General features: G+C 60.9%; 24 protein-coding genes. 5 read left to right on the top strand and 19 right to left on the bottom strand.

Features of this window, described 5'->3' with window-relative positions; genetic code table 11:
• Window positions 1-23: 23 nt before the first annotated feature.
• Window positions 24-665: a glutathione transferase gene (gene yfcF / locus B3797_RS15915; RefSeq protein WP_311782671.1), complete on the bottom strand. Its 642-nt coding sequence runs from the start codon at window positions 663-665 to the stop codon at window positions 24-26.
• A gap of 172 nt (window positions 666-837) precedes the next feature.
• Here yfcF and B3797_RS15910 point away from each other — a divergent pair, with 172 nt between their 5' ends.
• On the top strand, window positions 838-1758 hold the full coding sequence (locus B3797_RS15910; protein ID WP_311791571.1) for a TIGR01777 family oxidoreductase: 921 nt from the start codon (window positions 838-840) through the stop codon (window positions 1756-1758).
• A gap of 36 nt (window positions 1759-1794) precedes the next feature.
• Here B3797_RS15910 and hisP read toward each other — a convergent pair whose 3' ends face one another.
• The 15 genes from hisP to B3797_RS15835 all read right to left on the bottom strand — a co-directional run bounded on the left by hisP (window position 1795) and on the right by B3797_RS15835 (window position 15902).
• Window positions 1795-2568 (bottom strand): histidine ABC transporter ATP-binding protein HisP, encoded by a 774-nt coding sequence (gene hisP, locus B3797_RS15905; RefSeq protein WP_120453059.1) that lies wholly within the window; start codon window positions 2566-2568, stop codon window positions 1795-1797.
• An 8-nt stretch (window positions 2569-2576) separates the two neighbouring features.
• Entirely contained in the window at window positions 2577-3293 is a 717-nt protein-coding gene (locus tag B3797_RS15900) for an ABC transporter permease (protein ID WP_120453058.1), read from the bottom strand.
• A complete protein-coding gene (locus tag B3797_RS15895) occupies window positions 3290-3976 on the bottom strand; it encodes a histidine ABC transporter permease HisQ (protein ID WP_311782673.1) in 687 nt (228 codons plus the stop codon). The genes B3797_RS15900 and B3797_RS15895 overlap by 4 nt, the downstream gene beginning before the upstream one ends.
• A 126-nt stretch (window positions 3977-4102) precedes the next feature.
• Entirely contained in the window at window positions 4103-4885 is a 783-nt protein-coding gene (gene argT / locus B3797_RS15890; RefSeq protein WP_311782674.1) for a lysine/arginine/ornithine ABC transporter substrate-binding protein ArgT, read from the bottom strand.
• A gap of 270 nt (window positions 4886-5155) precedes the next feature.
• Window positions 5156-5725 (bottom strand): UbiX family flavin prenyltransferase, encoded by a 570-nt coding sequence (locus tag B3797_RS15885; protein WP_311782675.1) that lies wholly within the window; start codon window positions 5723-5725, stop codon window positions 5156-5158.
• A 112-nt stretch (window positions 5726-5837) separates the two neighbouring features.
• A complete protein-coding gene (purF, locus tag B3797_RS15880) occupies window positions 5838-7355 on the bottom strand; it encodes an amidophosphoribosyltransferase (protein WP_120453053.1) in 1518 nt (505 codons plus the stop codon).
• Window positions 7356-7391: 36 nt separating this feature from the next.
• Window positions 7392-7877: a colicin V production protein gene (gene cvpA / locus B3797_RS15875; protein ID WP_021509181.1), complete on the bottom strand. Its 486-nt coding sequence runs from the start codon at window positions 7875-7877 to the stop codon at window positions 7392-7394.
• A gap of 252 nt (window positions 7878-8129) precedes the next feature.
• Window positions 8130-8909, bottom strand: a complete 780-nt coding sequence (dedD, locus tag B3797_RS15870) for a cell division protein DedD (RefSeq protein WP_311782676.1) — start codon at window positions 8907-8909, stop codon at window positions 8130-8132.
• A complete protein-coding gene (gene folC / locus B3797_RS15865) occupies window positions 8899-10173 on the bottom strand; it encodes a bifunctional tetrahydrofolate synthase/dihydrofolate synthase (RefSeq protein WP_311791570.1) in 1275 nt (424 codons plus the stop codon). Before folC ends, dedD begins: the two co-directional genes overlap by 11 nt.
• A gap of 86 nt (window positions 10174-10259) precedes the next feature.
• Window positions 10260-11171, bottom strand: coding sequence for an acetyl-CoA carboxylase, carboxyltransferase subunit beta (accD, locus tag B3797_RS15860; RefSeq protein ID WP_311782678.1), 912 nt, complete (start codon window positions 11169-11171; stop codon window positions 10260-10262).
• Window positions 11172-11321: 150 nt separating this feature from the next.
• Entirely contained in the window at window positions 11322-11984 is a 663-nt protein-coding gene (locus B3797_RS15855; RefSeq protein WP_311791569.1) for a DedA family protein, read from the bottom strand.
• Window positions 11985-12012: 28 nt separating this feature from the next.
• Window positions 12013-12816: a tRNA pseudouridine(38-40) synthase TruA gene (gene truA, locus B3797_RS15850; protein ID WP_120453044.1), complete on the bottom strand. Its 804-nt coding sequence runs from the start codon at window positions 12814-12816 to the stop codon at window positions 12013-12015.
• Window positions 12816-13826: an aspartate-semialdehyde dehydrogenase gene (locus B3797_RS15845; RefSeq protein WP_311791568.1), complete on the bottom strand. Its 1011-nt coding sequence runs from the start codon at window positions 13824-13826 to the stop codon at window positions 12816-12818. The genes truA and B3797_RS15845 overlap by 1 nt, the downstream gene beginning before the upstream one ends.
• 104 nt (window positions 13827-13930) lie before the next feature.
• Complete coding sequence (pdxB, locus tag B3797_RS15840) at window positions 13931-15064, bottom strand: 4-phosphoerythronate dehydrogenase PdxB (protein ID WP_311791567.1); 1134 nt, start codon at window positions 15062-15064, stop codon at window positions 13931-13933.
• Between the two features lie 58 nt (window positions 15065-15122).
• Window positions 15123-15902: an AraC family transcriptional regulator gene (locus B3797_RS15835; RefSeq protein ID WP_311791566.1), complete on the bottom strand. Its 780-nt coding sequence runs from the start codon at window positions 15900-15902 to the stop codon at window positions 15123-15125.
• Window positions 15903-15996: 94 nt separating this feature from the next.
• On the opposite strand from B3797_RS15835, the gene B3797_RS15830 reads away from it, so the two are divergent.
• Together B3797_RS15830 and flk are read left to right on the top strand one after the other, a co-directional pair.
• Window positions 15997-16893 (top strand): DMT family transporter, encoded by an 897-nt coding sequence (locus B3797_RS15830; RefSeq protein WP_311791565.1) that lies wholly within the window; start codon window positions 15997-15999, stop codon window positions 16891-16893.
• Window positions 16894-16993: 100 nt separating this feature from the next.
• The gene (gene flk, locus B3797_RS15825) at window positions 16994-18025 is read left to right on the top strand and encodes a flagella biosynthesis regulator Flk (RefSeq protein ID WP_311791564.1); all 1032 of its coding nucleotides are present in this window, start codon (window positions 16994-16996) and stop codon (window positions 18023-18025) included.
• A gap of 1 nt (window position 18026) precedes the next feature.
• On the opposite strand, the gene B3797_RS15820 is transcribed toward flk, so the two are convergent.
• Window positions 18027-18470 (bottom strand): rhodanese-like domain-containing protein, encoded by a 444-nt coding sequence (locus tag B3797_RS15820; RefSeq protein ID WP_311791563.1) that lies wholly within the window; start codon window positions 18468-18470, stop codon window positions 18027-18029.
• 87 nt (window positions 18471-18557) lie between these two features.
• On the opposite strand from B3797_RS15820, the gene B3797_RS15815 reads away from it, so the two are divergent.
• Window positions 18558-19994 (top strand): PLP-dependent aminotransferase family protein, encoded by a 1437-nt coding sequence (locus B3797_RS15815; RefSeq protein WP_311791562.1) that lies wholly within the window; start codon window positions 18558-18560, stop codon window positions 19992-19994.
• Here the strand turns inward: B3797_RS15815 and B3797_RS15810 are convergent.
• Both B3797_RS15810 and fabB read right to left on the bottom strand, forming a co-directional pair.
• Window positions 19966-21141 carry an arabinose transporter gene (locus B3797_RS15810; RefSeq protein ID WP_311782687.1) on the bottom strand — a complete coding sequence of 392 codons (1176 nt, stop codon included), beginning with the start codon at window positions 21139-21141 and terminating at the stop codon, window positions 19966-19968. The genes B3797_RS15815 and B3797_RS15810 overlap by 29 nt on opposite strands.
• Window positions 21142-21236: 95 nt before the next feature.
• Window positions 21237-22457: a beta-ketoacyl-ACP synthase I gene (gene fabB, locus B3797_RS15805; protein WP_311791561.1), complete on the bottom strand. Its 1221-nt coding sequence runs from the start codon at window positions 22455-22457 to the stop codon at window positions 21237-21239.
• 156 nt (window positions 22458-22613) lie between these two features.
• On the opposite strand from fabB, the gene mnmC reads away from it, so the two are divergent.
• The gene (gene mnmC / locus B3797_RS15800) at window positions 22614-24626 is read left to right on the top strand and encodes a bifunctional tRNA (5-methylaminomethyl-2-thiouridine)(34)-methyltransferase MnmD/FAD-dependent 5-carboxymethylaminomethyl-2-thiouridine(34) oxidoreductase MnmC (protein WP_311791560.1); all 2013 of its coding nucleotides are present in this window, start codon (window positions 22614-22616) and stop codon (window positions 24624-24626) included.
• The last annotated feature ends 1 nt before the right edge of the window (window position 24627 follow it).

The following is a 24627-nucleotide window of genomic DNA, read 5'->3' as shown; positions in this document are numbered from 1 at the left end:
CTCGCCTGAGCAAGCGGCGCAAACTATCGTTGTTTGCCGCTTTCCGCCAGCCAGAGCTGAACCGAGGCGCGCTGCCACTGAAATTCAGCATATTCCCTGAGCTTATCGGGCAGCGCGTCGCCGTGCAGCGCCAGACGATTCAGCATCACCGCCAGATCCGTGTCGGCAACAGACCACTCGCCAAATAAATTCTGCTGGTTATCCGGCAACAGACGCAGACACGCCGCAATCAGTTTCTCCACCGCCTGCGCGGCCGCCGGCGTCAGCGGCGGAAAACGCTCGCCCGCAAACAACACTTCAGTTGGTCGCTCCTGACGGATCGGCATGAAATCGCTGCGCAGCCAGGCCTGCACCTCACGCGCCCGCGCGCGCTTCTCGCGATCGCGCGGATAGAGCCGCTCAAACTCAGGGGCCGGAAAACGTTCTTCCAGATATTCAGCGATAGCAGAGGACTCGCTCAGTACAAACTCGTCAACCTGTAGCGTCGGCACGCGACAGGTCAGCGACAGCGCGCGGTAATCGCTGGCGAACTGCTGATTTTGCGAGAGATCGACGCGTTTAAGCGTAAAGGGCACACCTTTTTCGGTGAGCGCAACGTAAACGGACATGGCGTAAGGACTAAAAAACGATGAATCAGACCACAGGGTGATGGACGGGTAATTCATCTGCTACCTCAACTGGCTTTTCCGGGTAGCCTGATATTTACCGACTTTTTTTCAGCAAAGCAATCTCCTGCTGGTCCGATCTTCTCAAAGCGCGACGCAGTGCAGCAGCGCGCGGCCGCGCTTCTTCTATGCTGAAACAGTGCGTATCAGAAAAATGATAAGGAGACGCGAGATGCACATACTTATGACCGGCGGCACCGGGCTAATCGGCCGCCATCTTATTCCACGTCTGTTAACGCTGGGACATCAGGTCAGCGTTGTTACGCGCGATGTCGCCGCCGCGCGCGAAAAGCTCGACGCGGGCGTCGCGCTCTGGTCAGGACTGGCGCAGCAGCAAAACCTGGACGGCATCGACGCGGTTATCAACCTCGCGGGCGAGCCCATTGCCGACAAGCGCTGGACCGAACAGCAGAAGCAGCTTTTATGCGAAAGCCGATGGCAAATTACCGAACGCATCGCCTCGCTGATTAACGCCAGCCACTCTCCGCCGCGCGTGCTGATTTCCGGCTCGGCGACCGGCTACTACGGCGATACCGGCGAGCTGGTAATGACAGAGGAGGATCAGGGCCAGGAAGAGTTTACCCACAGCCTCTGCGCGCGCTGGGAGCAGCTGGCGCTCAGCGCCCAGAGCGAGCGCACCCGCGTCTGCCTGCTGCGTACCGGCGTGGTGCTGGCCAGCGAAGGGGGCGCGCTAAGCAAAATGAAGCTGCCGTTCAGGCTCGGCGTCGGCGGCCCCATCGGCAGCGGTAAACAGTATCTGCCGTGGATCCATATCGACGATATGGTGAACGCCATCCTCTGGCTGCTGGATCATGACGAACTCAGCGGCCCGTTCAATATGGTGGCACCCTACGCGGTGCGCAACGAGCAGTTCGCTGCCACGCTCGGCCATGTTATGCATCGCCCGGCTTTTATGCGCACGCCCGCCAGCGCCATCAAAATGATGATGGGCGAATCGGCGGTGCTGGTGCTGGGGGGACAGCATGTGCTGCCGAAACGGCTGGAAGCCTCCGGCTTCGGCTTTCGCTGGTATGACTTACAGGAGGCGTTGCAGGATGTGGTCGGGAAACCGACAGGCAAAGGCGCGGCTTAACGGCCGCCTCCTCCGCGTAACGGAGGAGGCGGAAGCCTACTTCAGCGACCCTTTCAGAAACTGCTGCAGGCGCGGGCTTTTCGGGCTGCCAAACAGCGCGTCCGGCGGCCCTTCCTCTTCAATCTTGCCCTGATGCAGAAAGATTACGTGGCTGGAGACATGGCGCGCAAATTCCATCTCATGGGTGACCACCACCATGGTTTTGCCCTCTTCCGCCAGCTTCTGCATGATACGCAGCACTTCGCCCACCAGTTCAGGATCGAGCGCCGAGGTCGGTTCGTCGAACAGCAGCACCTCCGGCTCCATCGCCAGCGCGCGCGCGATAGAGACGCGCTGCTGCTGACCGCCGGAAAGGTGCACCGGATATTTCGCCTGCGCACGTTCGTCGATGCCAACCTTGTTGAGATAGTTGATGGCGCGGGTGCGGGCCTCCGCTTTACTAAGCCCCAGCACCTGGATCGGCGCCTCCATTACGTTCTCCAGCACCGTCATGTGGCTCCACAGGTTAAAGTGCTGGAACACCATGGTCAGGCGGGTGCGTAGCGAACGCAGCTGCTCTTTATTGGCGACCTTGAGCTGACCGTCCGTGTCGCGCACCAGGTTGATCGGCTCGTTGGTGACGGAGATAGTGCCTTCGCTCGGTTTCTCCAGGAAATTAATGCAGCGCAGGAAGGTACTTTTCCCCGAACCAGACGATCCAATGATGCTGATGACATCGCCCGCATCGGCCTGTAAAGAGACGCCTTTTAATACTTCATGGTCACCGTAACGCTTGTGCAGTTCGGTCACGCTTAGTTTGTTATCAGCCATAGTTCCACTCAATGCGATGACGAAGGTTTGATGTGTGCGAGGAAGCGGCGCTCCGCCAGACGGAACAGGCTAATCAACACATAAGAGATAATCAGATAGAGCACCGCCGCAAGGCCGAACGCGGTAAAAGGCTGATAGGTCGCCGAGTTAATATCGCGCGCGATCTTCAGCAGGTCCGGCACCGTTGCGGTAAAGGCGAGCGCCGTAGAGTGCAGCATCAGGATTACTTCATTGCTGTAGGCGGGCAGCGCAGTACGCAGCGCCGACGGCAGGATGATGCAGCGATAGAGCTTGAAGGTCGAGAAGCCGTAAGCGCGCGCCGCCTCGATCTCGCCGTGTGGTACGGCGCGGATCGCCCCGGCGAAAATCTCCGTGGTATAGGCGCAGGTGTTAAGGGTAAACGCCAGCAGCGTACAGTTCAGCCCGCTGCGGAAAAAGGCGTTAAGCAGCTCCGAGCCTTTCACCACTTCCAGCGTATACATGCCGGAGTAGAACACCAGCAGCTGCACATAGAGCGGCGTACCGCGGAACACATAGGTAAAGAGCCAGACCGGCATACTGACAAAGCGGTTCGGCGACACGCGCGCGATCGCCAGCAGCACCGCCAGACAGCCGCCGATGACCACCGACAGGATCAGCAGCCATAAGGTAATGGCGACGCCAGTAAAGCGGTAGCCGTCGGTCCAGAGCAGGGATTTCCAGTACTCCTGAATAATGTCGATCATAGCTCTGCCCTTTTTACGCCGACCGAGTAGCGGCGATTCAGCCACCACAGCACGCCGTTAGACAGCGTGGTAAAGATGAGATAGATAGCGCCCGCGACAATGGCGAAGTAGAACGGCTGCCAGGTACTCTTTCCCGCCAGCTGCGTCGCCTTCACTACATCCTCCAGCCCCAGCAGCGACACCAGCGCCGTGGCTTTAAGGATCACCTGCCAGTTGTTGCCGATGCCCGGCAGCGCATAGCGCATCATGCCGGGGAACAGAATGCGGCGAAACACCTGCGAACCGGTAAAGCCGAACGCCGTAGCGGCTTCGATCTGCCCTTTCGGCACCGCGAGAAACGCGCCGCGAAAAGTTTCAGTAAAGTAGGCACCGTAAATAAACCCGAGCGTGATAATACCGGCCACCATCGGGTCGATATCGAACTGGGCGAGGCCCATAGCATCGGTGAGCGTATTAAGCGCGATCTGCAGACCGTAAAAGATCAGCAGCATCAGCACCAGATCGGGCACGCCGCGAATCAGCGTGGTATAGCCTTCAAACAGCATCGCCAGCGGGCGACTGCGGGAGAGTTTCGCGCCCGCGCCAATCAGGCCGAGCACCACCGCCAGCACGACTGAACTGAGCGCCAGCTCCAGCGTGACCAGGGTGCCTCTAAGAATAACATCGGAATAGCCGTACAACATTTAATCAATCCTGTCGTGGAGAAAGATGAATGTCCTGCCCGCGGGCGCACCAGCGGGCAGTCCTGACCGGGTTTTGCGTTGCGCCGCGCGGCTCAACGAAGAGGGATCAGGCAAAGGTCGACAGGGTTAGTCACCGTACACATTGAAATCAAAATACTTTTTCGCGATCTTATCGTAGGTGCCATCTTTGCGCATCGCTTCGAACGCCTTATCAATAGCCGCTTTCAGTTCGCTGTCATCTTTACGCAACCCCATACCGGTGCCGACGCCGAAAATCTTGTCGTCTTTAACCGCCGGACCGGCGAAGGCGTAATTTTTGCCAACCGGCTGCTTCAGGAAGCCTTCGCTCGCCTGCACTTCATCCTGGAATGCGGCATCGATACGGCCTGCGTTCAGATCCTGATAGACCAGATCCTGGTTAGCGTAAGGCGTAACGTTAACGCCTTTGGGGCGCCAGTTTTGATTGGCGTAGGTTTCCTGAGTAGTGCCCTGCAGCAGGCCGATGTTTTTACCCTTCAGCGACTCGATGGTCGGCTGGATCGGCGAGCCTTTCGGCGCGACGAGACGGGCATTGGCCGCATAGAGTTTGTCGGAGAAACCGATCTCTTCCTGACGTTTGGCGGTAATAGAGAGCGACGAGATGATGGCGTCGATTTTCTTCGCCTTCAGCGAAGGGATCAGCGCATCGAAGTCGCTTTCGACATAGGTGCACTTCGTATTCATGCGTTTGCAGATTTCGTTAGCGAGATCGATATCGAAGCCTACTAACTGTCCTTGCGCGTTTTTCGATTCAAACGGCGGGTAAGTTGGGTCAGTCCCAATGCGAATCGACGACGGCACCGCGGCGAAAACGCTGGCGGCGCTGGTCAGGCCCAGCATGAGAGAAAGAGCCAGAACTCGCTTTTTCATAGATTACCCTCAGTGAAGTGCTTTTTGTTATGGGTGCGTGATGTGTGTTTGCGCTTGTTAAGCCACATATTTCTTGCATATTTCATGCCAGCAATGCAAGCCGTTAGCGCGCCCGGCAAAGCGCCAGCGAGGCGATTCCACCGGGTTTGTGAGGGGAATATATCAGTGATGTAAGAGAGAAAAAGCGACTTTGTTAACTTTTGGTGCATCAAATGCACGAAGAGTGATCGCCCACGCGCATTTGCACTTCAATAGTGCAAAATCTGACGGTCATGCACCGTTCCAGCGCGCAAAAAGATCCTGCGGCAGCGTGATATCGAACTGATCAACCACGCGATTCACCGTCTGATCCACCAGTTCCATGATCGACTGCGGCCGGTGGTAGAAGGCGGGTACCGGCGGCATGATAACCGCACCCAGCTCGGCGGCAGTGGTCATCATGCGCAGATGGCCGATATGCAGCGGAGTTTCACGCACGCCCAAAACCAGCTTGCGCTGCTCTTTCAGCACAACGTCGGCGGCGCGCGTCAGCAGGCTGTCGCTGTAGCTGTGCACGATGCCGGAGAGGGTTTTCATCGAACAGGGAAGGATCGCCATGCCAAGGGTCTTGAACGACCCCGAAGAGATGCTGGCAGCAATATCGCGCACGTCATGCACCACGTCTGCCAGCGCCTGCACTTCGCGCAGCGTATAGTCCGTCTCAAGACTCAGGGTCTGTCGCGCCGCCGGACTCATCACCAGATGGGTTTCCACTTCGCTGACCTGCTGCAACACCTGCAGCAGCCGCACGCCGTAGATAGCGCCGCTTGCGCCTGAGATGCCAATGATGAGTCGTTTCATACTTCTTCCTTGCCGTTTCAGTGAGGCGCTATGATAGCGCGTGCCGGATCGGGAAAACAAACGGGGCGGATTTCTCCGCCCCGTGTTCATCTCATCATAGCTGAGAACGCGATTAACCTTCGTTATGCAGCTCGAGGTTCTCGACTTCGTTCTGACGCTGAAGGGCTTTGGCGTCGTCGTTGCGCAGCGACTGGAGATACTCCAGATACTGCTGATCGACATCTTTAGTGACATAAACGCCGTTAAACACCGAACATTCGAACTGAGCGATATCGGGGTTCTCTTCGCGCACTGCCTCAATCAGGTCATCCAGATCCTGGAAAATCAGCGCGTCAGCTTTAATTAACTGGCAAATCTCTTCCACTTCACGTCCATGAGCGATCAGCTCGGTCGCGCTCGGCATATCAATACCGTAGACGTTCGGGAAACGAATTTCCGGCGCGGCAGAGGCCAGATAGACGCGTTTCGCGCCCGCTTCACGCGCCATCTCGATAATCTGCTCAGAGGTGGTGCCGCGCACAATAGAGTCATCTACCAGCAGCACGTTCTTGTCGCGAAACTCGGCGCGGTTGGCGTTGAGCTTGCGGCGAACGGCGCTGCGGCGCAGCTGCTGGCCCGGCATGATAAAGGTGCGGCCGACGTAGCGGTTTTTCACAAAGCCCTGACGATAGGGTTTGTCGAGAATGCGCGCGATCTCCAGCGCGATATCGGTAGAGGTTTCCGGAATCGGGATCACCACGTCAATATCGAGATCTTCCCACTCGCGGGCAATTTTTTCACCCAGCTTGGTGCCCATGCGCACGCGCGCGCTGTAGACGGAGATCTTATCGAGGAACGAGTCTGGACGAGCAAAATAGACGTACTCGAACAGACACGGATTGCTTTTCGGGTTCTCGGCGCACTGGCGCGTAAACAGCTGGCCCTGCTCGGTAATATAGACGCCCTCGCCCGGCGCGACGTCGCGCAGGAACTCAAAGCCCAGCGTATCAAGCGCCACGCTCTCAGAGGCGACCATATACTCAACGCGGCTGTCCGGCAGCACGCGCTTGCCCAGCACCAGCGGACGGATGCCGTTGGGATCGCGGAAGGCGACCATGCCGTGGCCGATGATCATGGCGACGACGGCGTAAGCGCCGCGCACCTGCTGATGCACCGCCGCCACCGCAGCGAAAATATTGTCCGCTTCCAGCGGGTCGTTCTGAAAACGGTCCAGCTCCTGCGCGAAAATATTAAGCAGGATTTCAGAATCTGAGGTGGTGTTGACGTGGCGACGGCCTTTTTCGAACAGATGCTTGCGCAGCTCGTGCGCGTTGGTCAGGTTGCCGTTATGAGCCAGGGTAATACCGTACGGCGAGTTAACGTAGAACGGCTGCGCTTCAGAGGCGCTGGAGCTGCCTGCGGTTGGGTAGCGAACGTGGCCGATCCCCATATTGCCCTGCAGACGCTGCATGTGGCGAGCTTCAAAGACATCGCTGACGAGGCCGTTCGCCTTACGCAGACGGAAGCACTTCAGCGCATCGATAGTACAAATGCCTGCGGCGTCCTGCCCGCGGTGCTGAAGCACCGTTAACGCATCATAGATCGACTGGTTGACCGGCATAAACCCGGTGATACCAACAATACCGCACATGTTGTCATTTCCTCATTAGCCGCACTCCCGGTGGCGTCACCGGGGTAAAAAACTCGACGTGCTTTTCAGGTAGTCAAAAAACCATCTGATTATATAACTGAACTGGGGAATGAGCTGGGACTGCTGCCAGTCCGGACTTTTGGAAAAGCCGGTGAATGTGTCGAGGAAGAAAAGAATCGCGCTAACGATCAGCACGCCGCGTAACGCCCCGAAACAGACCCCCAACACCCTGTCGGTTCCCGACAGGCCGGTCTTTTCAACCAGCGAGCCGATCACATAGTTGACTATCGCGCCGACAATCAGCGTCGCGACGAACAGCACCGCGATGGCGATACCGTTACGCACCAGTTCGTCGTCAAAACCTGTAAACCAGACTGCAAGGTAGGCGTAGTAATGACTGGCGACAAAAAACGCGCATCCCCAGGTAACGAGAGATAAGGCTTCGCGGACAAACCCTCGAATCAGGCTGACCAGAGCCGAAAAACCAACTACCGCAATAATGACGTAATCAATCCAGATCATGAACTCTTCCAGCGCCAGTGCGTTTGCACCCCTGCATCCAGTTCGGGGCGCATTCTAACAGAAAAAGAAAACGTTTGCGTAGCGCTTTTCCTTTTCACCTTCCATAAAAAGGGCGATGAAAAAAACTTTCCTCGCCCGACGGAGACTCACCCGGACAAGCCGTTGAATCTAAACAAATTATATTAGCCAGCGTCGCTTTAACACTGCGTGCGGCGCCGCCTTTTTATGCAATCGGCGACGCCTGTTGATGCTTTAATGCGCGCTATAGGGCTTCACCACGCCGCCGAGGCCGGAAACGCTCTGCAGCTCCGACAGCGAGCTTTGCAGCTTCGCTTTTGAGGCGTCCGGACCGACATAAATACGGGTGATTTGCCCCTGTACCGGCGTCGATGGTACGGTGAAAGCGCGATAGCCAGACAGACGCAGCTTCGCGACGATCTCATTGACCTTCGCTGCGTTTTTCAGCGCACCGAGCTGCACCACGTAAGCCTGACCGGCAGGCGCGCTCTGCTCCGCTGGCTTCGGCGTTTCCGCAGGTTTCGCCGGTTCACTCTGCTTCGTTTCCACCGGCTTAGACTCAACCGGCTTCGGCTGCTCTACCGGCTTCGGCTGCGTTTTCGGCTGCTCAACGGCTTTCGCTTTCGGCTGTTCGACCGGTCTGGTTTTTGGCTGCTCAACCTGACGCGGCTTCGTCGGCGCGCTCTGATGCACCGGCGGCGGCGTCACTACGCTCGGCTCGCTGTTGCTCTGCGGCGTGGCGTTACCCTGCTCGGCGACAGGATTGCTGGCACCGCTGTTGCCGCCGCTTACCGCGCTGCCCGCGCCCTGCGGCGGCTGAGCAGGCAATGGCTGCGTAACCGGCGGCACCATCTCGCTATCCTGTTGGTCATCGGGCTTCGGCACCAGCGGGATCGCCGCGAACTCCTCTTTATAGTGCTTCTTTTTGCCGTCCAGCAGGCCCGGCAGCACAATCACGCCCACCGCCACCAGAATAATGGTGCCGACCAGGCGGTTCTGAAACTTACTCGCCACGACCTTTCTCCATCTCTGTCGATTCCATGACCTGCGCCACGGTATGGAAAGATCCACATACCAGCACAATGTCCTGCGCCTCGGCCTGCTGACGCGCCGCCTGCCAGGCGCTGTCCACGTTGGCAAAGGCCGTCGCCGCGTCGGCCGGCAGATGCGCCATCAGCTCATCGGCGGTAGCGCCGCGCGGGCCGTCAAGCGGCGCGCAGTACCAGCGGTCGATTTGCGGCGCCAGCGCCTCAAGGGTGCCGGCGATATCTTTATCATGCAGCATTCCCACCACCGCATGCACGCGGCCGCTATTCGGCAGCTGCGCCAGACGCGACGCCAGATAGCTCGCCGCATGGGGGTTATGCGCCACATCGAGGATGACGCGCGGCGATTCGCTTACCGTCTGAAAACGGCCAGGCAGGATCGCCAGCGGCAGATAGTCGCGGATCGTCGCATCGCTGACGTTCAGCCCGGAAGCGCGCAGCGCCGCCAGCGCCGTGGCCGCATTCGGCAGCGGCACCTGCGGCAGCGGCAGATCGTTCAGCTCGCCCTGCGCGTCGCGAAACGCCCAGCTTTCCGGCTGCTGGGTGTAGCACCAGTCGCGGTCGCGCTGCAACAGCCGCGCGCCCTTCTCCGCCGCGACGGCGGCGATGCTGGCGGGCATATCCGGTTCACCGACCACAGCGGGCCTGCCGCCGCGAAAGACGCCCGCTTTCTCGCGGCCGATGCTTTCACGATCCGGGCCGAGCCAGTCGGTATGATCCAGCGCGATGCTGGTTACCACTGCCACGTCGGCGTCAACGATATTGGTGGCGTCCAGGCGACCGCCCAGTCCTACTTCAAGGATCACCACATCCAGCTGCGCCTGTTGAAACAGGTTCAGCGCGGAGAGGGTGCCGAATTCAAAATAGGTCAGGGAAACGTCGCCGCGCCCCGCTTCGATTTTCGCAAAGCTGGCGCTGTGCAGCGCGGGATCAAGCTCTTTGCCCTGTACGCGCACGCGTTCGGTATAGCGCACCAGATGCGGCGAGCTGTAGACCCCGACGCGATAGCCCGCCGCCATCAGCAGCGTCTCAAGCGTGCGGCAGGTGGTGCCTTTGCCGTTGGTACCGGCGACGGTGAACACGAAAGGCGCGGGCTTCAGCAGGTCGAGGCGCTGCGCGACGCAGCGAATGCGATCCAGGCCCAGCTCAATGGTCTGCGAATGCAGATGCTCAAGATAATAAAGCCACGTGGCCAAAGGCGACGTGGCTTGAGGAAGGTGAAGAGTGTCCATATGTCCCGTTTAACAGATTTTGACCCGGTTCAGCCGGTTCGACGGTGCATTGGTGAAAGGCGCGCCGCGCGCGCCTCTCTCTCCTGTCAGGCCTCGTTGCTTTCCGGCTCACCCGCAGGCGCGGTCGGTTCGCCATCATGCAGCGGCGCGGGAAGATTCATCATCTTCGCCAGCAGGCTCGCCAGTTTATAACGCATTTCCGGGCGACGAATAATCATGTCGATCGCGCCCTTCTCAATCAGGAACTCGCTGCGCTGGAAGCCCGGCGGCAGTTTTTCGCGCACGGTCTGCTCGATGACGCGCGGGCCGGCGAAGCCGATAAGCGCCTTCGGCTCGGCGACGTTCAGATCGCCCAGCATCGCGAAGCTGGCAGAGACGCCGCCCATGGTCGGGTCGGTCAGCACCGAAATATAGGGCAGACCGCGCTCCTGCATTTTGGCCAGCGCGGCGCTGGTTTTCGCCATCTGCATCAGCGACATCAGCGCTTCCTGCATACGCGCGCCGCCGCTGGCGGAGAAGCAGATCAGCGGGCAGTTATCTTCCAGCGCCTGCTCAACCGCACGCACGAAGCGCGCGCCAACCACGGAGCCCATAGAGCCGCCCATAAAGGCGAACTCAAACGCCGCTGCGACAACCGGCATACCGTGCAGCTGACCTTTCATCACAATCAGCGCGTCTTTCTCTTCCGTCTCTTTCTGCGCGGCGGCAAGACGATCTTTATACTTCTTGGAGTCGCGGAACTTCAGGATATCCTTCGGCTCCAGCTCGCTGCCCAGCTCGGTCTGCGTGCCCTGGTCGAGCAGGCTGTTGAGGCGCTCGCGGGCGTGCATGCGCATGTGATGGTCGCACTTCGGGCAGACCTCAAGATTACGCTCCAGCTCGGCGCGGTACAGAACCTGACCGCAGCTGTCGCACTTAGTCCAGACCCCTTCAGGGATGCTGGCACGACGTGCAGGCGTAACGTTGCTTTTATTAAGAATGCGTTCAATCCAGCTCATTGAAGACCTTTTTGTTTAAAACTGACCTGGTCCAGTCATCTTATTTGCCGCTGAAAACCGCTTCAGCGGACATGAAATGTCGCTCATTAAACCACAACCAATTCAGACTGTGGATAAAAATCTGGTCTAACCGCGGCGCGACCGCACCCTTTACGGCTGTTTGTGCTGTTTCGCCTGGCGGCGGTGACGCCAGACCTCAATCACGCCGGGCAGTACCGAAACTACAATAATCGCTACGATCAGCAGCTTAAGATTCTGCTGCACCACCGGCAGGTCGCCAAACAGATAGCCCGCGTAGGAGAACAGCAGCACCCACGCCAGCGCGCCGGCCACGTTAAACAGGGCGAAATGGCGATAAGACATATGCCCCATACCGGCAACGAAAGGCGCAAAGGTGCGCACAATCGGCACGAAACGCGCCAGGATAATCGTTTTCCCGCCGTGACGCTCATAAAAACCATGGGTTTTATCGAGATAGCTGCGACGGAAGATGCGAGAGTTCGGGTTGCTGAAAAGCCGCTCGCCGAACAGACGGCCGATAGTATAGTTCACCGCATCGCCCAGCACGGCGGCCACAGCCAGCAGTAGCGCCATCAGGTGGATATTAAGATCGTTGCCCGGCAGCGCCGCCAGCGCGCCCGCTACAAACAGCAGCGAATCGCCCGGCAGGAAAGGCGTAACCACCAGACCGGTTTCACAAAACAGGATCAGGAACAGAATGGCGTAAATCCAGATGCCGTACTGCGCAACCAGCTCGGCCAGATGCACATCAATATGCAGAATAAAATCAACCAAAAAGTGGACGAACTCCATAACGCCTCTCTGAAAATGACCTGCTAAATTAATCCACCAGGAACAAGGGTCCCATGGGCGGTTCGGGTAACGCAAAATGCGACGGATAATCCACCGCAACTAAATAAAGTCCTTCCGCTCTGGCCGTCGCCGCCGCCTGCGTGCGATCTTTCGCCGCCAGCAGCGTCGCCATCCACTCCTCCGGCTGGTTGCCGCAGCCGATCTCCATCAGGCTGCCGACGATATTGCGCACCATGTGATGCACAAAGGCGTTGGCTTTGATGTCGACAATGACAAACGCGCCCTGCCGCGTGACGTTCAGATGCATCAGGTTGCGCCACGGCGTGCGCGACTGGCACTGCACAGCGCGAAACGAGGTAAAGTCGTTTTCGCCCAGCAGGCACTGTCCGGCGCGGTGCATCTTCTCTGCATCCAGCGGATGATAAAAATGCGTCACGCCGCGGCCCAGAATCGCCGGACGCAGCCGCTGGTTGTAGATCAGATAGCGGTAGCGTCGCGCCGTTGCGCTGAAGCGCGCGTGAAACTCATCCGGCACCGCCTTTACCCAGCGCACCGCGATATCTTCCGGCAAATTGGCATTTACGCCCAGCGTCCAGGCGCCGTCGGCGCGCTGCGAAGTGGTTTCGAAATGCACCACCTGTCCGGTGCCGTGTACGCCGGCGTCGGTGCGGCCAGCGCAAAACACGTTTACGTCATGGTTCGCCACTTTCGACAGCGCTTTTTCCAGCTTTTCCTGCACGCTGCGCACTTCCTGCTGGCGCTGCCAGCCGTAATAACGGCTGCCGTCATACTCGACGCCAAGCGCCAGCTTATAGGTCTGACCTTCCGACATTAACAGAGATACTCCTGCACCAGCTTCTCAGCGGTTTTGACTGCCATCAGCGCGCCGCCAAAGCGAATATTGTCCGCCACCGACCAGAACTGCAGCAGTTCAGGAATGCCGTAGTCGTTGCGCACGCAGCCGACGCTGAGCTGCTCATTGCCGGAGGCGTCGCCGACCTGCGTCGGGTAGTCATCTTCGTCGCTCAGGCTTATATCGGCAGCCTGCGCCAGCTCGGCGCGCGCCTCATCCGCCGACAGCGGACGCAGGCTCTCCAGATGCACGATCTGCGCGTTGCCGTAAAAGACCGGCGCCTGCACGCTGCTGACCGCAATCGGCAGGCCTTCGTCCTGCAGCACTTTACGCACCTGATCGACCAGACGACGCTCGCTGGCGACGCTGCCCTCCGCGTCGGCCAGCTGCGGCAGCAGGTTAAACGCCAGCTGACGGCCGAAAAAGTGCTCTTCCGCCGGAACGCCGTTAAGCAGTCGCGCGCTCTCACCCGCCAGGCCGTCTACCGCGCTTTTGCCGTGGCTGGAGGCGGAGATCAGATTCGTGACCTGCAGGCGGCCTAAGCCAGCCGCATCCACCAGCGGTTTGATTGCGCTGAGCAGCTGACTGGTGAGGCTGTCGGCGACGCTTATCAGGTTACGATTGCGGTAGTCCGCCAGCACGTGCGGGTTGACGTCCGGCACCACCAGCGGCACGTCCGGCGACAGCGCGAAGCAGTCGCTGCTGTCGATCACCAGGCAACCGGCACTGGCGGCCTCCTCGGCATAGCGCGCCGACGCGTCGCGCCCGGCGACGAAAAAGGCCAGCTGCGCCTGCGACCAGTCGAAATCCGCCGCGTTCTCAACGCGCAGCGAACGTCCCTCAAAGCGCAGGGTCTCGCCGGCGCTGTTTTCGCTCGCCAGCAAATACAATTCACCAACCGGGAACTGGCGTTCCGCCAGCAGTTCCAGTACAGCGTTCCCTACTGCGCCTGTCGCGCCAAGTAGCGCAATATTCCAGCCGTCAGACATGTTGGTTTACTCCAGACAATGACATAAAAACAGAAGGCGGTGATATTCACCGCCCAGGTTTCGGAATTATCCCTCGCCATATTTGGTACGGCGAGAAGTTTAATTTAGCTATTGTTGAGACGCGCGCAAAACCCCAGGGCATTCAGCAGGCTGACGGTCTCTGCGTCGCTGCAGATCACCTCCAGCGATGACCACTCGCGGCGCTCTTCATACTCTTTGCGCAGGCGGTCAAATTCGCCGGGTTTAGCCGCCACTTTACGGAGCGGCGCGTCGTCGCGGCGCACATCATACACCAGATGCGCCAGACGTTTCAGCGTTGGCTGATCGAGCGGGCCGTTAAGGGTGACGCTGCTGAATTCCGGAGTCGGCAGCAGCTCGCTGAGCGGCACCTGCTGCGGCTGGCCGAGAAAGTCGCACCAGGCTTCAAACACCTGCGTCGTGCCGCGCGCCTTGCCCTCCAGGGTATAACCGGCGATATGGGCCGTACCGATATCCACCTTGTCCAGCAGGTCGAGCGACAGCGCCGGTTCCGGCTCCCAGACATCCAGCACCACGCTGAGATCGGCGCGCATTTTCAGCACCTCCAGCAGCGCGGCGTTATCCACCACCGGCCCGCGACAGGCGTTGATCAGAATGGCGTTGGGCTTCAGCGCCATCAGCAGCGCCGCATCGGCGAGATGCCAGCTTTTATAAGGCCCCTCTTTAAACAGCGGCGTATGGAAAGTCAGGATATCCGCCTCCGCCACCAGCGCGTCAAGAGAATGGAACTCCCCCTCGTCGCCGCGATCGGCGCGCGGCGGATCGCACAGCAGAGTTTTCACGCCCCAGGCTTCCAGCCGCTTTTGCAGTCGTCCGCCCACGTTGCCCACGCCGACGATGCCGACGGTGCGGTCGCGCAGCGAGAATCCGTCGCGCTCCGCCAGCAGCAGCAGCGCAGAAAAGACATACTCCACCACGGCAATGGCATTACAGCCCGGCGCGGCGGAAAAGGCGATGCCCGCCTGTTGCAGCCACTCTTCATCGATATGGTCGGTGCCCGCCGTGGCGGTGCCGACGAATTTGACCGGCTTGCCGGCGAGCAGCGCTTCGTTCACCTGCGTGACCGACCGCACCATCAGGCCGTCGGCATCGTCCAGTTCCTGCTGCGGCAGCGGACGTCCCGGCACCGCCAGCACCCTGCCGGTGCGGCTAAACAGTTCACGCGCATAGGGCATATTTTCATCGACAAGAATCTTCACCACGGCCTTCCTGCTGGTTGCATTATTAAGATGCGCTATTGTGGCACAAACGCGCCTGTTAACCCAGGCGTGCGCGGTAGCGATCGGGCGTGGTGCCCGCCTGCTGCTGGAACATCACAATCAGCGCCGACGCCGAGCTGTAGCCGAGATCGTGCGCAATCGCCTGCACGCTTTTGCCCTGCCCCAGCTGCGCGACGGCGTGCAGAAAACGCAGCCGCTGTCGCCACTCGCTGAAGGACATATGCAGATCCTGCCGACAGCGACGCGCCAGCGTACGCTCGGTGGTAAAGACGCGCGTGGCCCATTCCGCCAGCGTGGTGTTGTCGCCGGGATGCGCCTCCAGCGCCTGCAGCACCGGCGCGAGAAACTTATCCTGCGAACCGGGCAGATAGCTCTCCTGCACCGGCGCCAGCCGCAGCCGATCGCGCAGCACCTCGCACAGCCGCCACTGCTCCGGGCTTTCCGGCTGTTCCAGCCCAAGGCGCGCGAACTCATCCATAATCGCATGTACGATAGCGTCGGCATTCAGCAGGCACGCCTGCCGGGGCAGGCCGTCGCACAGCGAGGCGGCGAGATTAAACGTGCGAAACTGCGCCTGCTGGTGGTTATAGCTGGCGTGCCGCTGGCGCGGCGGGATCCAGATAGGGATGCTGGCAGGCGTTAACAGCCGCTCGCCCTCGACGTTCATCTCCAGTACGTGACGCGTCACGAATATCACCTGCCCCCATTCATGGGTATGCGGCAGATATTCAGTTTTGGCGTTGGTCTGCTCATAGCGCATAAAGTAGTGAAGCCGCAGCGCATCTTCGGGCGGCTGGTATTCAACCTGTAAATTCATTCTGTCCGGTCAGCAACATTTTTTGTCTGGTTTTAACTATCTCCTTAAAAGCAGTCAAAAGTAAACTGAACGCATTACTTCTCAGGAGCCCATCATGAATTTACTTTTTCCGCTGCTGGCGGTGCTGATCTGGTCGGTGAATACCATCGTCAGCAAGCTCTCCGCCGGGAGCATCGATCCCGCCGCTATTTCGTTTTACCGCTGGCTGCTGGCGTTTGTCGTGCTAACGCCTTTCGCGCTGCCGGGCGCGTGGCGGCATCGCCATACTATCCGGGCCAATCTGGGACGGCTGCTGATCCTCGGCCTGCTCGGCATGGTGCTGTATCAGAGCCTGGCCTACTACGCCGCGCACAGCGTCTCGGCGGTCATGATGGGCATTCTCGGCGCGACTATTCCTCTGCTGACCATTCTGCTCAGTCTGGTGGTGCTGCGGCTGGCGCCGACGCGCGGTATTCTTATCGGCGGCCTTCTGTCGTTTGCGGGCCTGGTATGGCTGGTGAGCGAGGGCCATCCTGCGCAGCTGCTGCAGCAGCGTCTCGGCAGCGGCGAACTGATGATGCTGGCCGCCTCGACCTCTTATGCGCTCTACGGCGTGCTGACCCGGCGCTGGGCGATTCCGCTGCCTAACTGGCAGAGCCTCTATGTGCAGATCTGCTTTGGCGTCCTGCTGCTGCTGCCGGGCTTTCTGCGCGCGCCTGAGGTCGCGCTTAACGCGCAAAATATCCCGCTGGTGCTGTTTGCCGGGCTGTTCGCTTCGATTATCGCGCCCTTTCTGTGGATCCTCGGCGTACAGCGCCTGGGCGCCAGCACGACCAGCATCTTTATGAATTTTATCCCGGTCTTTACCGCTATTATCGCGGTGCTGTTCCTGCATGAGCAGCTGCACGCCTATCACTGGATCGGCGGCGCGATGACGCTGACTGGCGTGATCCTTGCGCAGCGTCTGAAAACCCCGCTCAGGCGTCGTCAGGCGGCAGTGACGCATAGCTGAATAAACAGAGGCCCCCGTGTGATTTCCCGGGGGCTTTTGCTATCATGGCGCATCTTTTTTCCGGCGCACCCCACGCTGTTCTGTTTTCAAGGATTCCGCCATGCAACCTCTTAGCGGCCCCGGTGCGCCGATGGGCGATCGTTCTGCTGTCACGCCGTCAACTGGCGCGCCCCGTCCCGGCGCGACGCCTGGCGATCAGCCTCTTTCTCCGGCCCAGCGCACCACGCTGGAGCGCCTGATTGTGCGCATTATGTCATTCAGCACACTAAAAGCGCCTGAACTCTGGGCGGGCGTACAGCGTGAAGTGGGCGTGAAAAGCGAAGCGGAGCTGCAGTCGCGCCATTTTCCGGCGGCGGAGCAGTATCTGAACAACCGCCTGACGCAGGCGGAAAACGGACGCGCCACGCGCCAGCTGCTTACTCAGCTCACCGACCTGCTGCCGCAGGGCAATAATCGTCAGGCGGTAAGTGATTTTATCCGTCAGCAGTTCGGTCAGACTGTGCTGAGTTCGCTGTCGCAGGATCAGCTGCGTCAGGTCCTGACGATGCTGCAAAACGGTCAGATGGCGATCCCGCAGCCGCAGCAGTCGCGCACCACCGACCGTACGATGCTGCCTGCCGAGCATCAGACGCTGAACCAGCAGATCGCCCGACTGGCGGCCGCTACGGGCGAATCCACCGGAAAAATCTGGGCCTCAGCGCTTAAGCTGGTCAACCTCACCAGCGGCGATCCTATCCCGTCGCGCCATTTCCCGCTGCTGACGCAGTATCTGCAGGTGCGCCAGACGCTGAGCCAGCACAGCGCGCCTACTTTGCAGATACTGGAAGTCTCGCTCAAGCAGCCGCTCGATCGCAGCGAACGTCAGCAGCTGGAGGATTACAGCCTGCAGCGTTTTCAGGCGACGCCGCAAACGATCCTGACGCCTGCCCAGACGCAGGATCTGCTCAATCAGCTCTTTGCGCGCCGCGCCGAAAAAAATCAGGAGCAGCCTCTGGCCGACAGCGCGCTGCGCCCGCAGCCGATCTGGGCGCCCTTTATCGCCGCGCTGCCGCAGCCGCTGGCGCAGCGCCCGATGCTGGGGGTGGCTGTCGCGCTGATGGTAGTCGCTCTGCTGCTGTGGCTGCTGCTCTGAGTTAACAGCCGCACTGCGCGCCGGGGGTGGCTGCAGGCCATTCGCCCGGCGCGTCGCCCCAGCCCATCGGATGGCCATCGCGTCGCCAGAAATCCAGCCCGCCGATTAGCTCCTTCACCTGAAAACCCAGCGCCGCCAGCTTGTATGCCGCTTTGGTCGATCCGTTGCAGCCGATGCCGTCGCAGTAGGTGACATAGACTTTGCTGCGATCCAGCCCTGCCGTACTTTCGGCAGTCATGTTGCGATGCGGAAAACTCAGGGCGCCGCAAATATGCCCCGCGCGGTAGGCTTCCGGCGAACGCGCGTCAATCACCACGATATCCGTTACCTGATGAGCCAGATCGTCCGCGACATCCCAGGCGTCGGCGTACCAGGCAAGTTTGTTTTGCAGATAGTCGAGGCTTTGCTGCGGCGACGGCGGCGGGAAACGTAGAACCTGTGACATAGTTATTCTCCTGTTGTGGTATGCGGTCAGTTTACGGCAAAGTGGACTGCTCCCTGAGACCCATATCCACGATGAGATAAGACCATTATGAGTACGCCGCTGCTGACGCTTTTCAGCCATCACGCGCAGGGCGGGCTGCGCGAACGCCTGTGCGCCACGCTGCGCCAGGCGATTGCCGCAGGCCATCTCAGCTTCGGGCAAAAAGTGCCGTCGACGCGCCAGCTGGCGGGCGATCTCGGCCTGTCGCGCGTAACGGTGGAGGCGGCCTATGCGCAGCTGGAAAGCGAGGGGTATCTCAGCCGCGAGGTCGGCCGCGGCACCTTTGTCGCCATCGTGATGCCTCCGCAGACGCCGCGCGCCGCGCCTGCGGAGCTGCCGCGCTTCTCCTCGCGCGGCAGCGCGGTTATCGCTACCGGCGGCTGCCAGGATCCCCCCTTCCCCCACGCTTTCGCCGCCGGTTCGCCGGAGCTGCGCGCGTTTCCACACCGCCTGTGGCGGCGGCTGAGCGCCAGCGTGCAGCGCGCCGAGGGAAGTCAACTGATGGGCTACGGCGATCCGCTCGGTTATCTGCCGCTGCGCAGCGCGGTGGCGGACTATCTGGCGCTGTCGCGCGGAATGCGCTGCCGTCCGGAGCAGGTGATTATTCTGACCAGCTCGCAGCAGGCGTTACAGCTGCTGGCGATGATGTTTCTCGATCCCGGCGATGAGGTGTGGCTGGAGACGCCCGGCTATCCCGGCGCGCGCAACGCCTTTGTGGCGGCTGGCGCGCGCTGCCGCGGCGTGCCGCTGGATAGCGAAGGCGCGCAACTGCAGAGCGGCGCGGCGAAGCTGCTCTACCTGACCCCGTCGCACCACTACCCTGGCGGCGTCGCGATGAGCCTGCCGCGCCGCCTTGCATGGCTGGCGTGGGCGCAGCGCCACGGCAGCTGGATTATTGAGGATGACTATGACAGCGAGTTTCACTATGACGATCGGCCGACGCCCGCCATGCAGGGGCTGGATCGTCATGGCCGGGTGATCGCGCTGGGCACCTTTTCCAAATCGCTTTTTCCCTCGCTGCGGCTGGCGTGGATGGTGGTGCCGCCCGCGCTGGTGGCCCCGCTCGGTCAGGCGCGCAGCGTGATGGATGGGCACAGCGCTCTGCTACCGCAGGCGGTGACGGCAGCCTTTTTGCAGCAGGGACATTTCGCCAGCCACCTGCGGCTGATGCGTCAGCTCTATCGCAGCCGCCGCGACCTGCTGCTGGCGCGGCTGCAGCCCCTTTCGCCCTGGCTGACGCCGACAGCCTCACCCGGTGGGCTGCAGTTAACGGTCAGGCTCAGCGCAGGCGAAGATGAGGCGGCGCTGACCGCGCAGGCGGAAAGAGACGGGTTGACGCTGCCGCGCCTCAGCCCGCTGGCGATCGATACGCCAGCGCAGCCAGGCTGGATCCTTGGGTTTTCCGCGCTGGCGCCCGGCGAAATCGCCTCAGGCTGCGCGAAGCTGGCCGCGCTGTTCAGGCGCGACGGGAAAAGCGCCAGGTAACGACTATGCCCAGCAGCGCGCAGCAGGCGCCCGCCAGGTAGACTGAGCCGTAGCCGAGCGCGGTTGCGATGAGTCCGGCAATCGGCCCGCTGGCGCCGTAGGCAACATCCTGAAAAGCGGAGAAGCCTCCCAGCGCCGTACCGCGCACCTGCGGCGAGACGCGTTTCACTACCTCGACGCCAAGCGCCGGGAAAATCAGCGAGCAGCCGCAGCCGGTCAGCGCAGCGCCGATCAGCGCCATCCAGCCATTGACGGCAAACGCCAGCAGCAGCAGACCCGCCGCCTCCACCAGCAGCGAGATCAGCGCGACGCGGATGCCGCCGTGGCGGTCAGGCGTACCGCCGAAAATCAGGCGCACCAGCACAAAGGCGACGCCGAACGCCGTCAGGGTAAAGCCCGCGTTGCCCCAGTGCTGGACGGCAAAATAGAGCGAAGTGAAGGTGCCGATCACCGCAAAGCCGACGCCCTGCAGCGCCAGCGCCAGGCCCGGCTGGAGCACAGCGCGGATCACGCTGAACAGCGAAGGCCGCTCGCCGCCCATCACCGGCACCGGGCGGATACCGCTGTTGAGCGCCAGCGCCGCCAGCGGCAGCGCCGTGGCGACCGCGCCCAGCAGCGCAAAGCCGCCGTGCTGGTGCAGCAGCAGGCCGAGCGGCGCCCCGGCGGCCAGCGCGCCGTAGATCGCCATGCCGTTCCATGACATCACCAGCCCGGATCGCTTCGCACCGACCAGTCCCAGCCCCCAGGTCAGGTTGCCGGTAAGCAGAAAACTTTCGCCGAAGCCGAGCAGCAGACGCCCCAGCGCCAGCAGCGCGAACTTAATCAGCGCCGGAACCGGCAGCAGCGCGGCGGCAAGATAGGCGACGCCCACCAGCATAATCGCCAGCATCCCCTGCTGCGTGGTGCGCTTCGCGCCGTGCCGATCGGCGCGGCGCCCGGCAAAGCCGCGCGTCAGCAGCGTGGCGAAAAACTGAATGCCGACCGCGACGCCGACCATCACGTTATTCATGCCCAGTTCCTGATGGACGTAGAGCGGAATAACCGGCAGCGCCAGCCCGGCGGTAAGGTAGGTGATAAAGACGGCCAGCGAAGAGCAGGCCAGCGGCAAGGTGGAAGCCGAATGCGGCTCGGTTGCAGTTGTGGTCATGACGGACGTAGCTCCTTGTTATAAACGTCTCTGCTTCTGCCCCACAAAAGAAAAAGGGCCGGTCAGACCGGCCCTTTATAGAACATTTTTAGCGATTACGCCTGGAACTTACGCATTGTCAGGGTCGCGTTGGTGCCACCGAAGCCGAAGCTGTTGGACATCACGGTGGTGAGCGCTTTTTCGGTCGGTTTAGTGACGATGTTCATCCCTTCCGCCGCCGGATCTGGCGTTTCGATATTGATGCTCGGCGCGATAAAGCCGTGTTCCAGCATCAGCAGGGTGTAGATCGCTTCCTGCACGCCCGCCGCGCCCAGCGAGTGCCCGGTCATCGCTTTGGTGGCGGAGATAGCCGGAGTGTTGTCACCGAAGACTTCACGGATTGCGCCCAGCTCTTTCACGTCGCCTACCGGCGTTGAGGTGCCGTGGCTGTTCAGGTAGTCGATCGGCGTATCAACGCCTTGCATCGCCATCTTCATGCAGCGCACTGCGCCTTCGCCTGATGGCGCAACCATGTCCGCGCCGTCAGAGGTCGCGCCGTAGCCGACGATCTCTGCATAGATATGCGCGCCGCGCGCCAGCGCGTGCTCCAGCTCTTCAACCACGACCATGCCGCCGCCGCCCGCGATAACGAAGCCGTCACGCTCGCTGTCATAGGTACGAGACGCTTTTTCCGGCGAGTCGTTATATTTGGTAGAGAGCGCGCCCATTGCGTCGAACTCGCACGCCATTTCCCAGCACAGCTCTTCGCCGCCGCCGGCAAACACGATGTCCTGTTTGCCCAGCTGGATCTGCTCGACCGCATTGCCAATACAGTGCGCGGAAGTCGCACAGGCAGAGCTGATCGAGTAGTTCACGCCGTGGATTTTAAACGGCGTGGCGAGACAGGCGGAGACGCCGGATGCCATCGCTTTGGTTACCACATAAGGGCCGACCGCTTTCAGGCCGCGCGGGCTGCGCATAGCGTCAGCGCCGAATACCTGGAAGCGCGGCGAGCCGCCGCCGGAACCGGCAATCAGACCCACACGCGGGTTGCTCTGATACTGCTCGTCGGTCAGGCCAGAATCTTTGATCGCTTCTTCCATGGAGAGGTAAGCATAGATAGATGCATCACTCATAAAACGCACAACTTTGCGATCGATAAGGCCGGTGGTATCCAGTTTGACGTTACCCCAGACGTGACTACGCATACCGGAATCCTTCATCTCCTGAGAGAAGGTGATGCCGGAACGGCCTTCACGCAGAGAAGCCAGCACTTCCTGCTGGTTATTACCAATGCTGGAAACAATCCCCAGGCCAGTAATCACTGCACGTTTCATTCAGTATTCCTCATTCCACTTCTTTTTGGATTGACGTGCACTCTAGCTTACACTTGTACGCCGAACAAGTCCGATCAGCCATTTCCTTTTGTAAATTTGCGTCATGTGACCCTGGTCGCTAAAATCGCGCCATTGCCTGAAAAATGAGCCTTTACCGTGAAATTCTCCCCGGTTGAACACGCCCAGCTAAGCTGGAATGAACAGGGTACACCTGTTTCCCGAGCCTTTGATGACGTCTATTTTTCCAATGACAACGGTCTTAAAGAGACGCGTTACGTCTTTCTGGGCGGCAACGATCTGCCGGAGCGTTTCACGCGGCATACGCGTGATCTCTTTATCGTGGCGGAAAGCGGCTTCGGCACCGGCCTTAATTTTCTGGCGCTGTGGCAGGCGTTTGATGCTTTTCAGCAGGTGCAGCCTGACGCCGCGCTGCAGCGGCTGCACTTTATCAGCTTTGAAAAATTCCCGCTGACGCAGGCTGATTTAGCAGCGGCGCATCAGCGCTGGCCGGAACTGCAGCCCTGGGCCAGTCAGCTGCAGCGGGAGTGGCCCGTCGCCCTGCCCGGCTGCCAGCGCCTGCTGTTCGACGGCGGCCGCGTCACGCTCGATCTCTGGCTCGGCGATATTAATCCCCTTATTGAAACCTTTGATGACAGCCTCTTTCGCCAGGTAGACGCCTGGTTTCTCGACGGCTTCGCGCCGGCGAAAAATCCCGATATGTGGACGCCGCAGCTGTTCAGCGCGATGGCTAAGCTGGCGCGGCCCGACGCCACTTTCGCCACCTTCACCGCCGCCGGTTTCGTGCGTCGCGGTTTGCAGGAGGCGGGCTTTGAGGTCACGCGGCGCAAGGGCTTCGGCCACAAGCGCGAGATGCTGTGCGGCGTGCTGAAGCAGGCACCGGATCTGCCCGTCGCGCAGCCCTGGTATGCGCGTCCCGCCGCGCAAGGAAGCGAGGCGGCGATCGTCGGCGGCGGCGTAGCGAGCGCGGTGCTGGCGCTCACCCTGCTGCGCCGCGGCTGGCGCGTCACGCTCTACTGCGCCGATGAGGCTGCTGCGCTGGGCGCGTCGGGCAATCGCCAGGGCGCGCTCTATCCGCTGCTGAATCAGCATGACCCGGCGCTGGCGCGCTTCTTTCCCGCCGCCTTTAGCTTTGCGCGTCGGCTGTATGACGCCGCGCCAGTAAGCTATGAGCACCACTGGAGCGGCGTACTGCAGCTCGGCTGGGATGAGAAAAGCGCCGACAAAATAACGCAGATGCTGGCGATGGGGCTGCCCGAGGCGATTGCGCGCGGCGTGAGCCCGGAAGAGGCGGAGGCGCTGGCGCAGGTCGAGCTGGGTGTCGGCGGCATTTTCTATCCGCTCGGCGGCTGGCTCTCCCCCGCCGAACTTACCAGCGGCCTGCTGGCGCATGGCGAAACGCAGGGGCTGCGCATTCACTGGCTGCACCGCCTGACGCAGCTTTCGCAAACGGATGAAGTCTGGACGCTGCGCTTCGCCGACGGTAAAGAGGCGCGGCACCAGAACCTGGTGCTGGCGACCGGCTACCAGCTCAGCGCCCTGCCGCAAAGTGCGCAGCTGCCGACCTATGCGGTTTCTGGCCAGGTGAGCCATGTTCCCAGCACACCGGGTCTGAAGGCGCTGAAAACCGTACTCTGCTACGACGGCTATCTGACGCCGGTCAGCCCGCAGTTCGGCACCCACTGCATCGGCGCCAGCTACCATCGCGGCGATACCGCGACCGTCTATCGTGAAGAGGATCAGCAGCAGAACCGCACGCGGCTGCTCCACTCGTTGCCCGGCTGCGGCTGGGCGGAAAAGGTGGACGTCAGCGCGGGCGAAGCGCGCATCGGCGTGCGCTGCGCCACGCGCGACCATCTGCCGATGGCGGGCGCTATGCCCGACTACGATGCGACGCTGGCAAGCTATGCGGATCTTCCAGAGCAGCGCGCGCGCGGCGAAGCCATCGCCGCGGCCCCGCACTATGCCGGGCTTTTTCTGCTGGGCGCGCTGGGGTCGCGCGGCCTGTGCAGCGCCCCGCTTGCCGCCGAAGTGCTGGCAGCGCAGATGAGCGGCGAACCGCAGCCGCTGGATGGCGCGACGCTGGCCGCGCTCAGCCCGAACCGCTACTGGGTGAGAAAGCTGCTGAAAGGGAAAAAAGCGGGGAAATAGT

The organism is Pantoea sp. UBA5923 (assembly GCF_002431095.1).
Classification (GTDB): Bacteria; Pseudomonadota; Gammaproteobacteria; order Enterobacterales; family Enterobacteriaceae; genus Pantoea; species Pantoea piersonii.
This window is presented reverse-complemented; position numbering and strand designations above follow the sequence as displayed.

Coding starts and splice junctions, on each gene's coding strand:
- B3797_RS15885 (WP_311782675.1), bottom strand. CDS start 5,725: ATGAAACGACTCATCATTGGCATCTCAGGCGCAAGCGGCGCTATCTAC.
- B3797_RS15895 (WP_311782673.1), bottom strand. CDS start 3,976: ATGTTGTACGGCTATTCCGATGTTATTCTTAGAGGCACCCTGGTCACG.
- B3797_RS15820 (WP_311791563.1), bottom strand. CDS start 18,470: ATGTCACAGGTTCTACGTTTCCCGCCGCCGTCGCCGCAGCAAAGCCTC.
- B3797_RS15830 (WP_311791565.1), top strand. CDS start 15,997: ATGAATTTACTTTTTCCGCTGCTGGCGGTGCTGATCTGGTCGGTGAAT.
- cvpA (WP_021509181.1), bottom strand. CDS start 7,877: ATGATCTGGATTGATTACGTCATTATTGCGGTAGTTGGTTTTTCGGCT.
- B3797_RS15855 (WP_311791569.1), bottom strand. CDS start 11,984: ATGGAGTTCGTCCACTTTTTGGTTGATTTTATTCTGCATATTGATGTG.
- B3797_RS15910 (WP_311791571.1), top strand. CDS start 838: ATGCACATACTTATGACCGGCGGCACCGGGCTAATCGGCCGCCATCTT.
- B3797_RS15900 (WP_120453058.1), bottom strand. CDS start 3,293: ATGATCGACATTATTCAGGAGTACTGGAAATCCCTGCTCTGGACCGAC.
- hisP (WP_120453059.1), bottom strand. CDS start 2,568: ATGGCTGATAACAAACTAAGCGTGACCGAACTGCACAAGCGTTACGGT.
- B3797_RS15835 (WP_311791566.1), bottom strand. CDS start 15,902: ATGAATTTACAGGTTGAATACCAGCCGCCCGAAGATGCGCTGCGGCTT.
- accD (WP_311782678.1), bottom strand. CDS start 11,171: ATGAGCTGGATTGAACGCATTCTTAATAAAAGCAACGTTACGCCTGCA.
- B3797_RS15815 (WP_311791562.1), top strand. CDS start 18,558: ATGAGTACGCCGCTGCTGACGCTTTTCAGCCATCACGCGCAGGGCGGG.
- B3797_RS15810 (WP_311782687.1), bottom strand. CDS start 21,141: ATGACCACAACTGCAACCGAGCCGCATTCGGCTTCCACCTTGCCGCTG.
- B3797_RS15845 (WP_311791568.1), bottom strand. CDS start 13,826: ATGTCTGACGGCTGGAATATTGCGCTACTTGGCGCGACAGGCGCAGTA.
- flk (WP_311791564.1), top strand. CDS start 16,994: ATGCAACCTCTTAGCGGCCCCGGTGCGCCGATGGGCGATCGTTCTGCT.
- purF (WP_120453053.1), bottom strand. CDS start 7,355: ATGTGCGGTATTGTTGGTATCACCGGGTTTATGCCGGTCAACCAGTCG.
- fabB (WP_311791561.1), bottom strand. CDS start 22,457: ATGAAACGTGCAGTGATTACTGGCCTGGGGATTGTTTCCAGCATTGGT.
- argT (WP_311782674.1), bottom strand. CDS start 4,885: ATGAAAAAGCGAGTTCTGGCTCTTTCTCTCATGCTGGGCCTGACCAGC.
- folC (WP_311791570.1), bottom strand. CDS start 10,173: ATGGACACTCTTCACCTTCCTCAAGCCACGTCGCCTTTGGCCACGTGG.
- yfcF (WP_311782671.1), bottom strand. CDS start 665: ATGAATTACCCGTCCATCACCCTGTGGTCTGATTCATCGTTTTTTAGT.
- truA (WP_120453044.1), bottom strand. CDS start 12,816: ATGTCGGAAGGTCAGACCTATAAGCTGGCGCTTGGCGTCGAGTATGAC.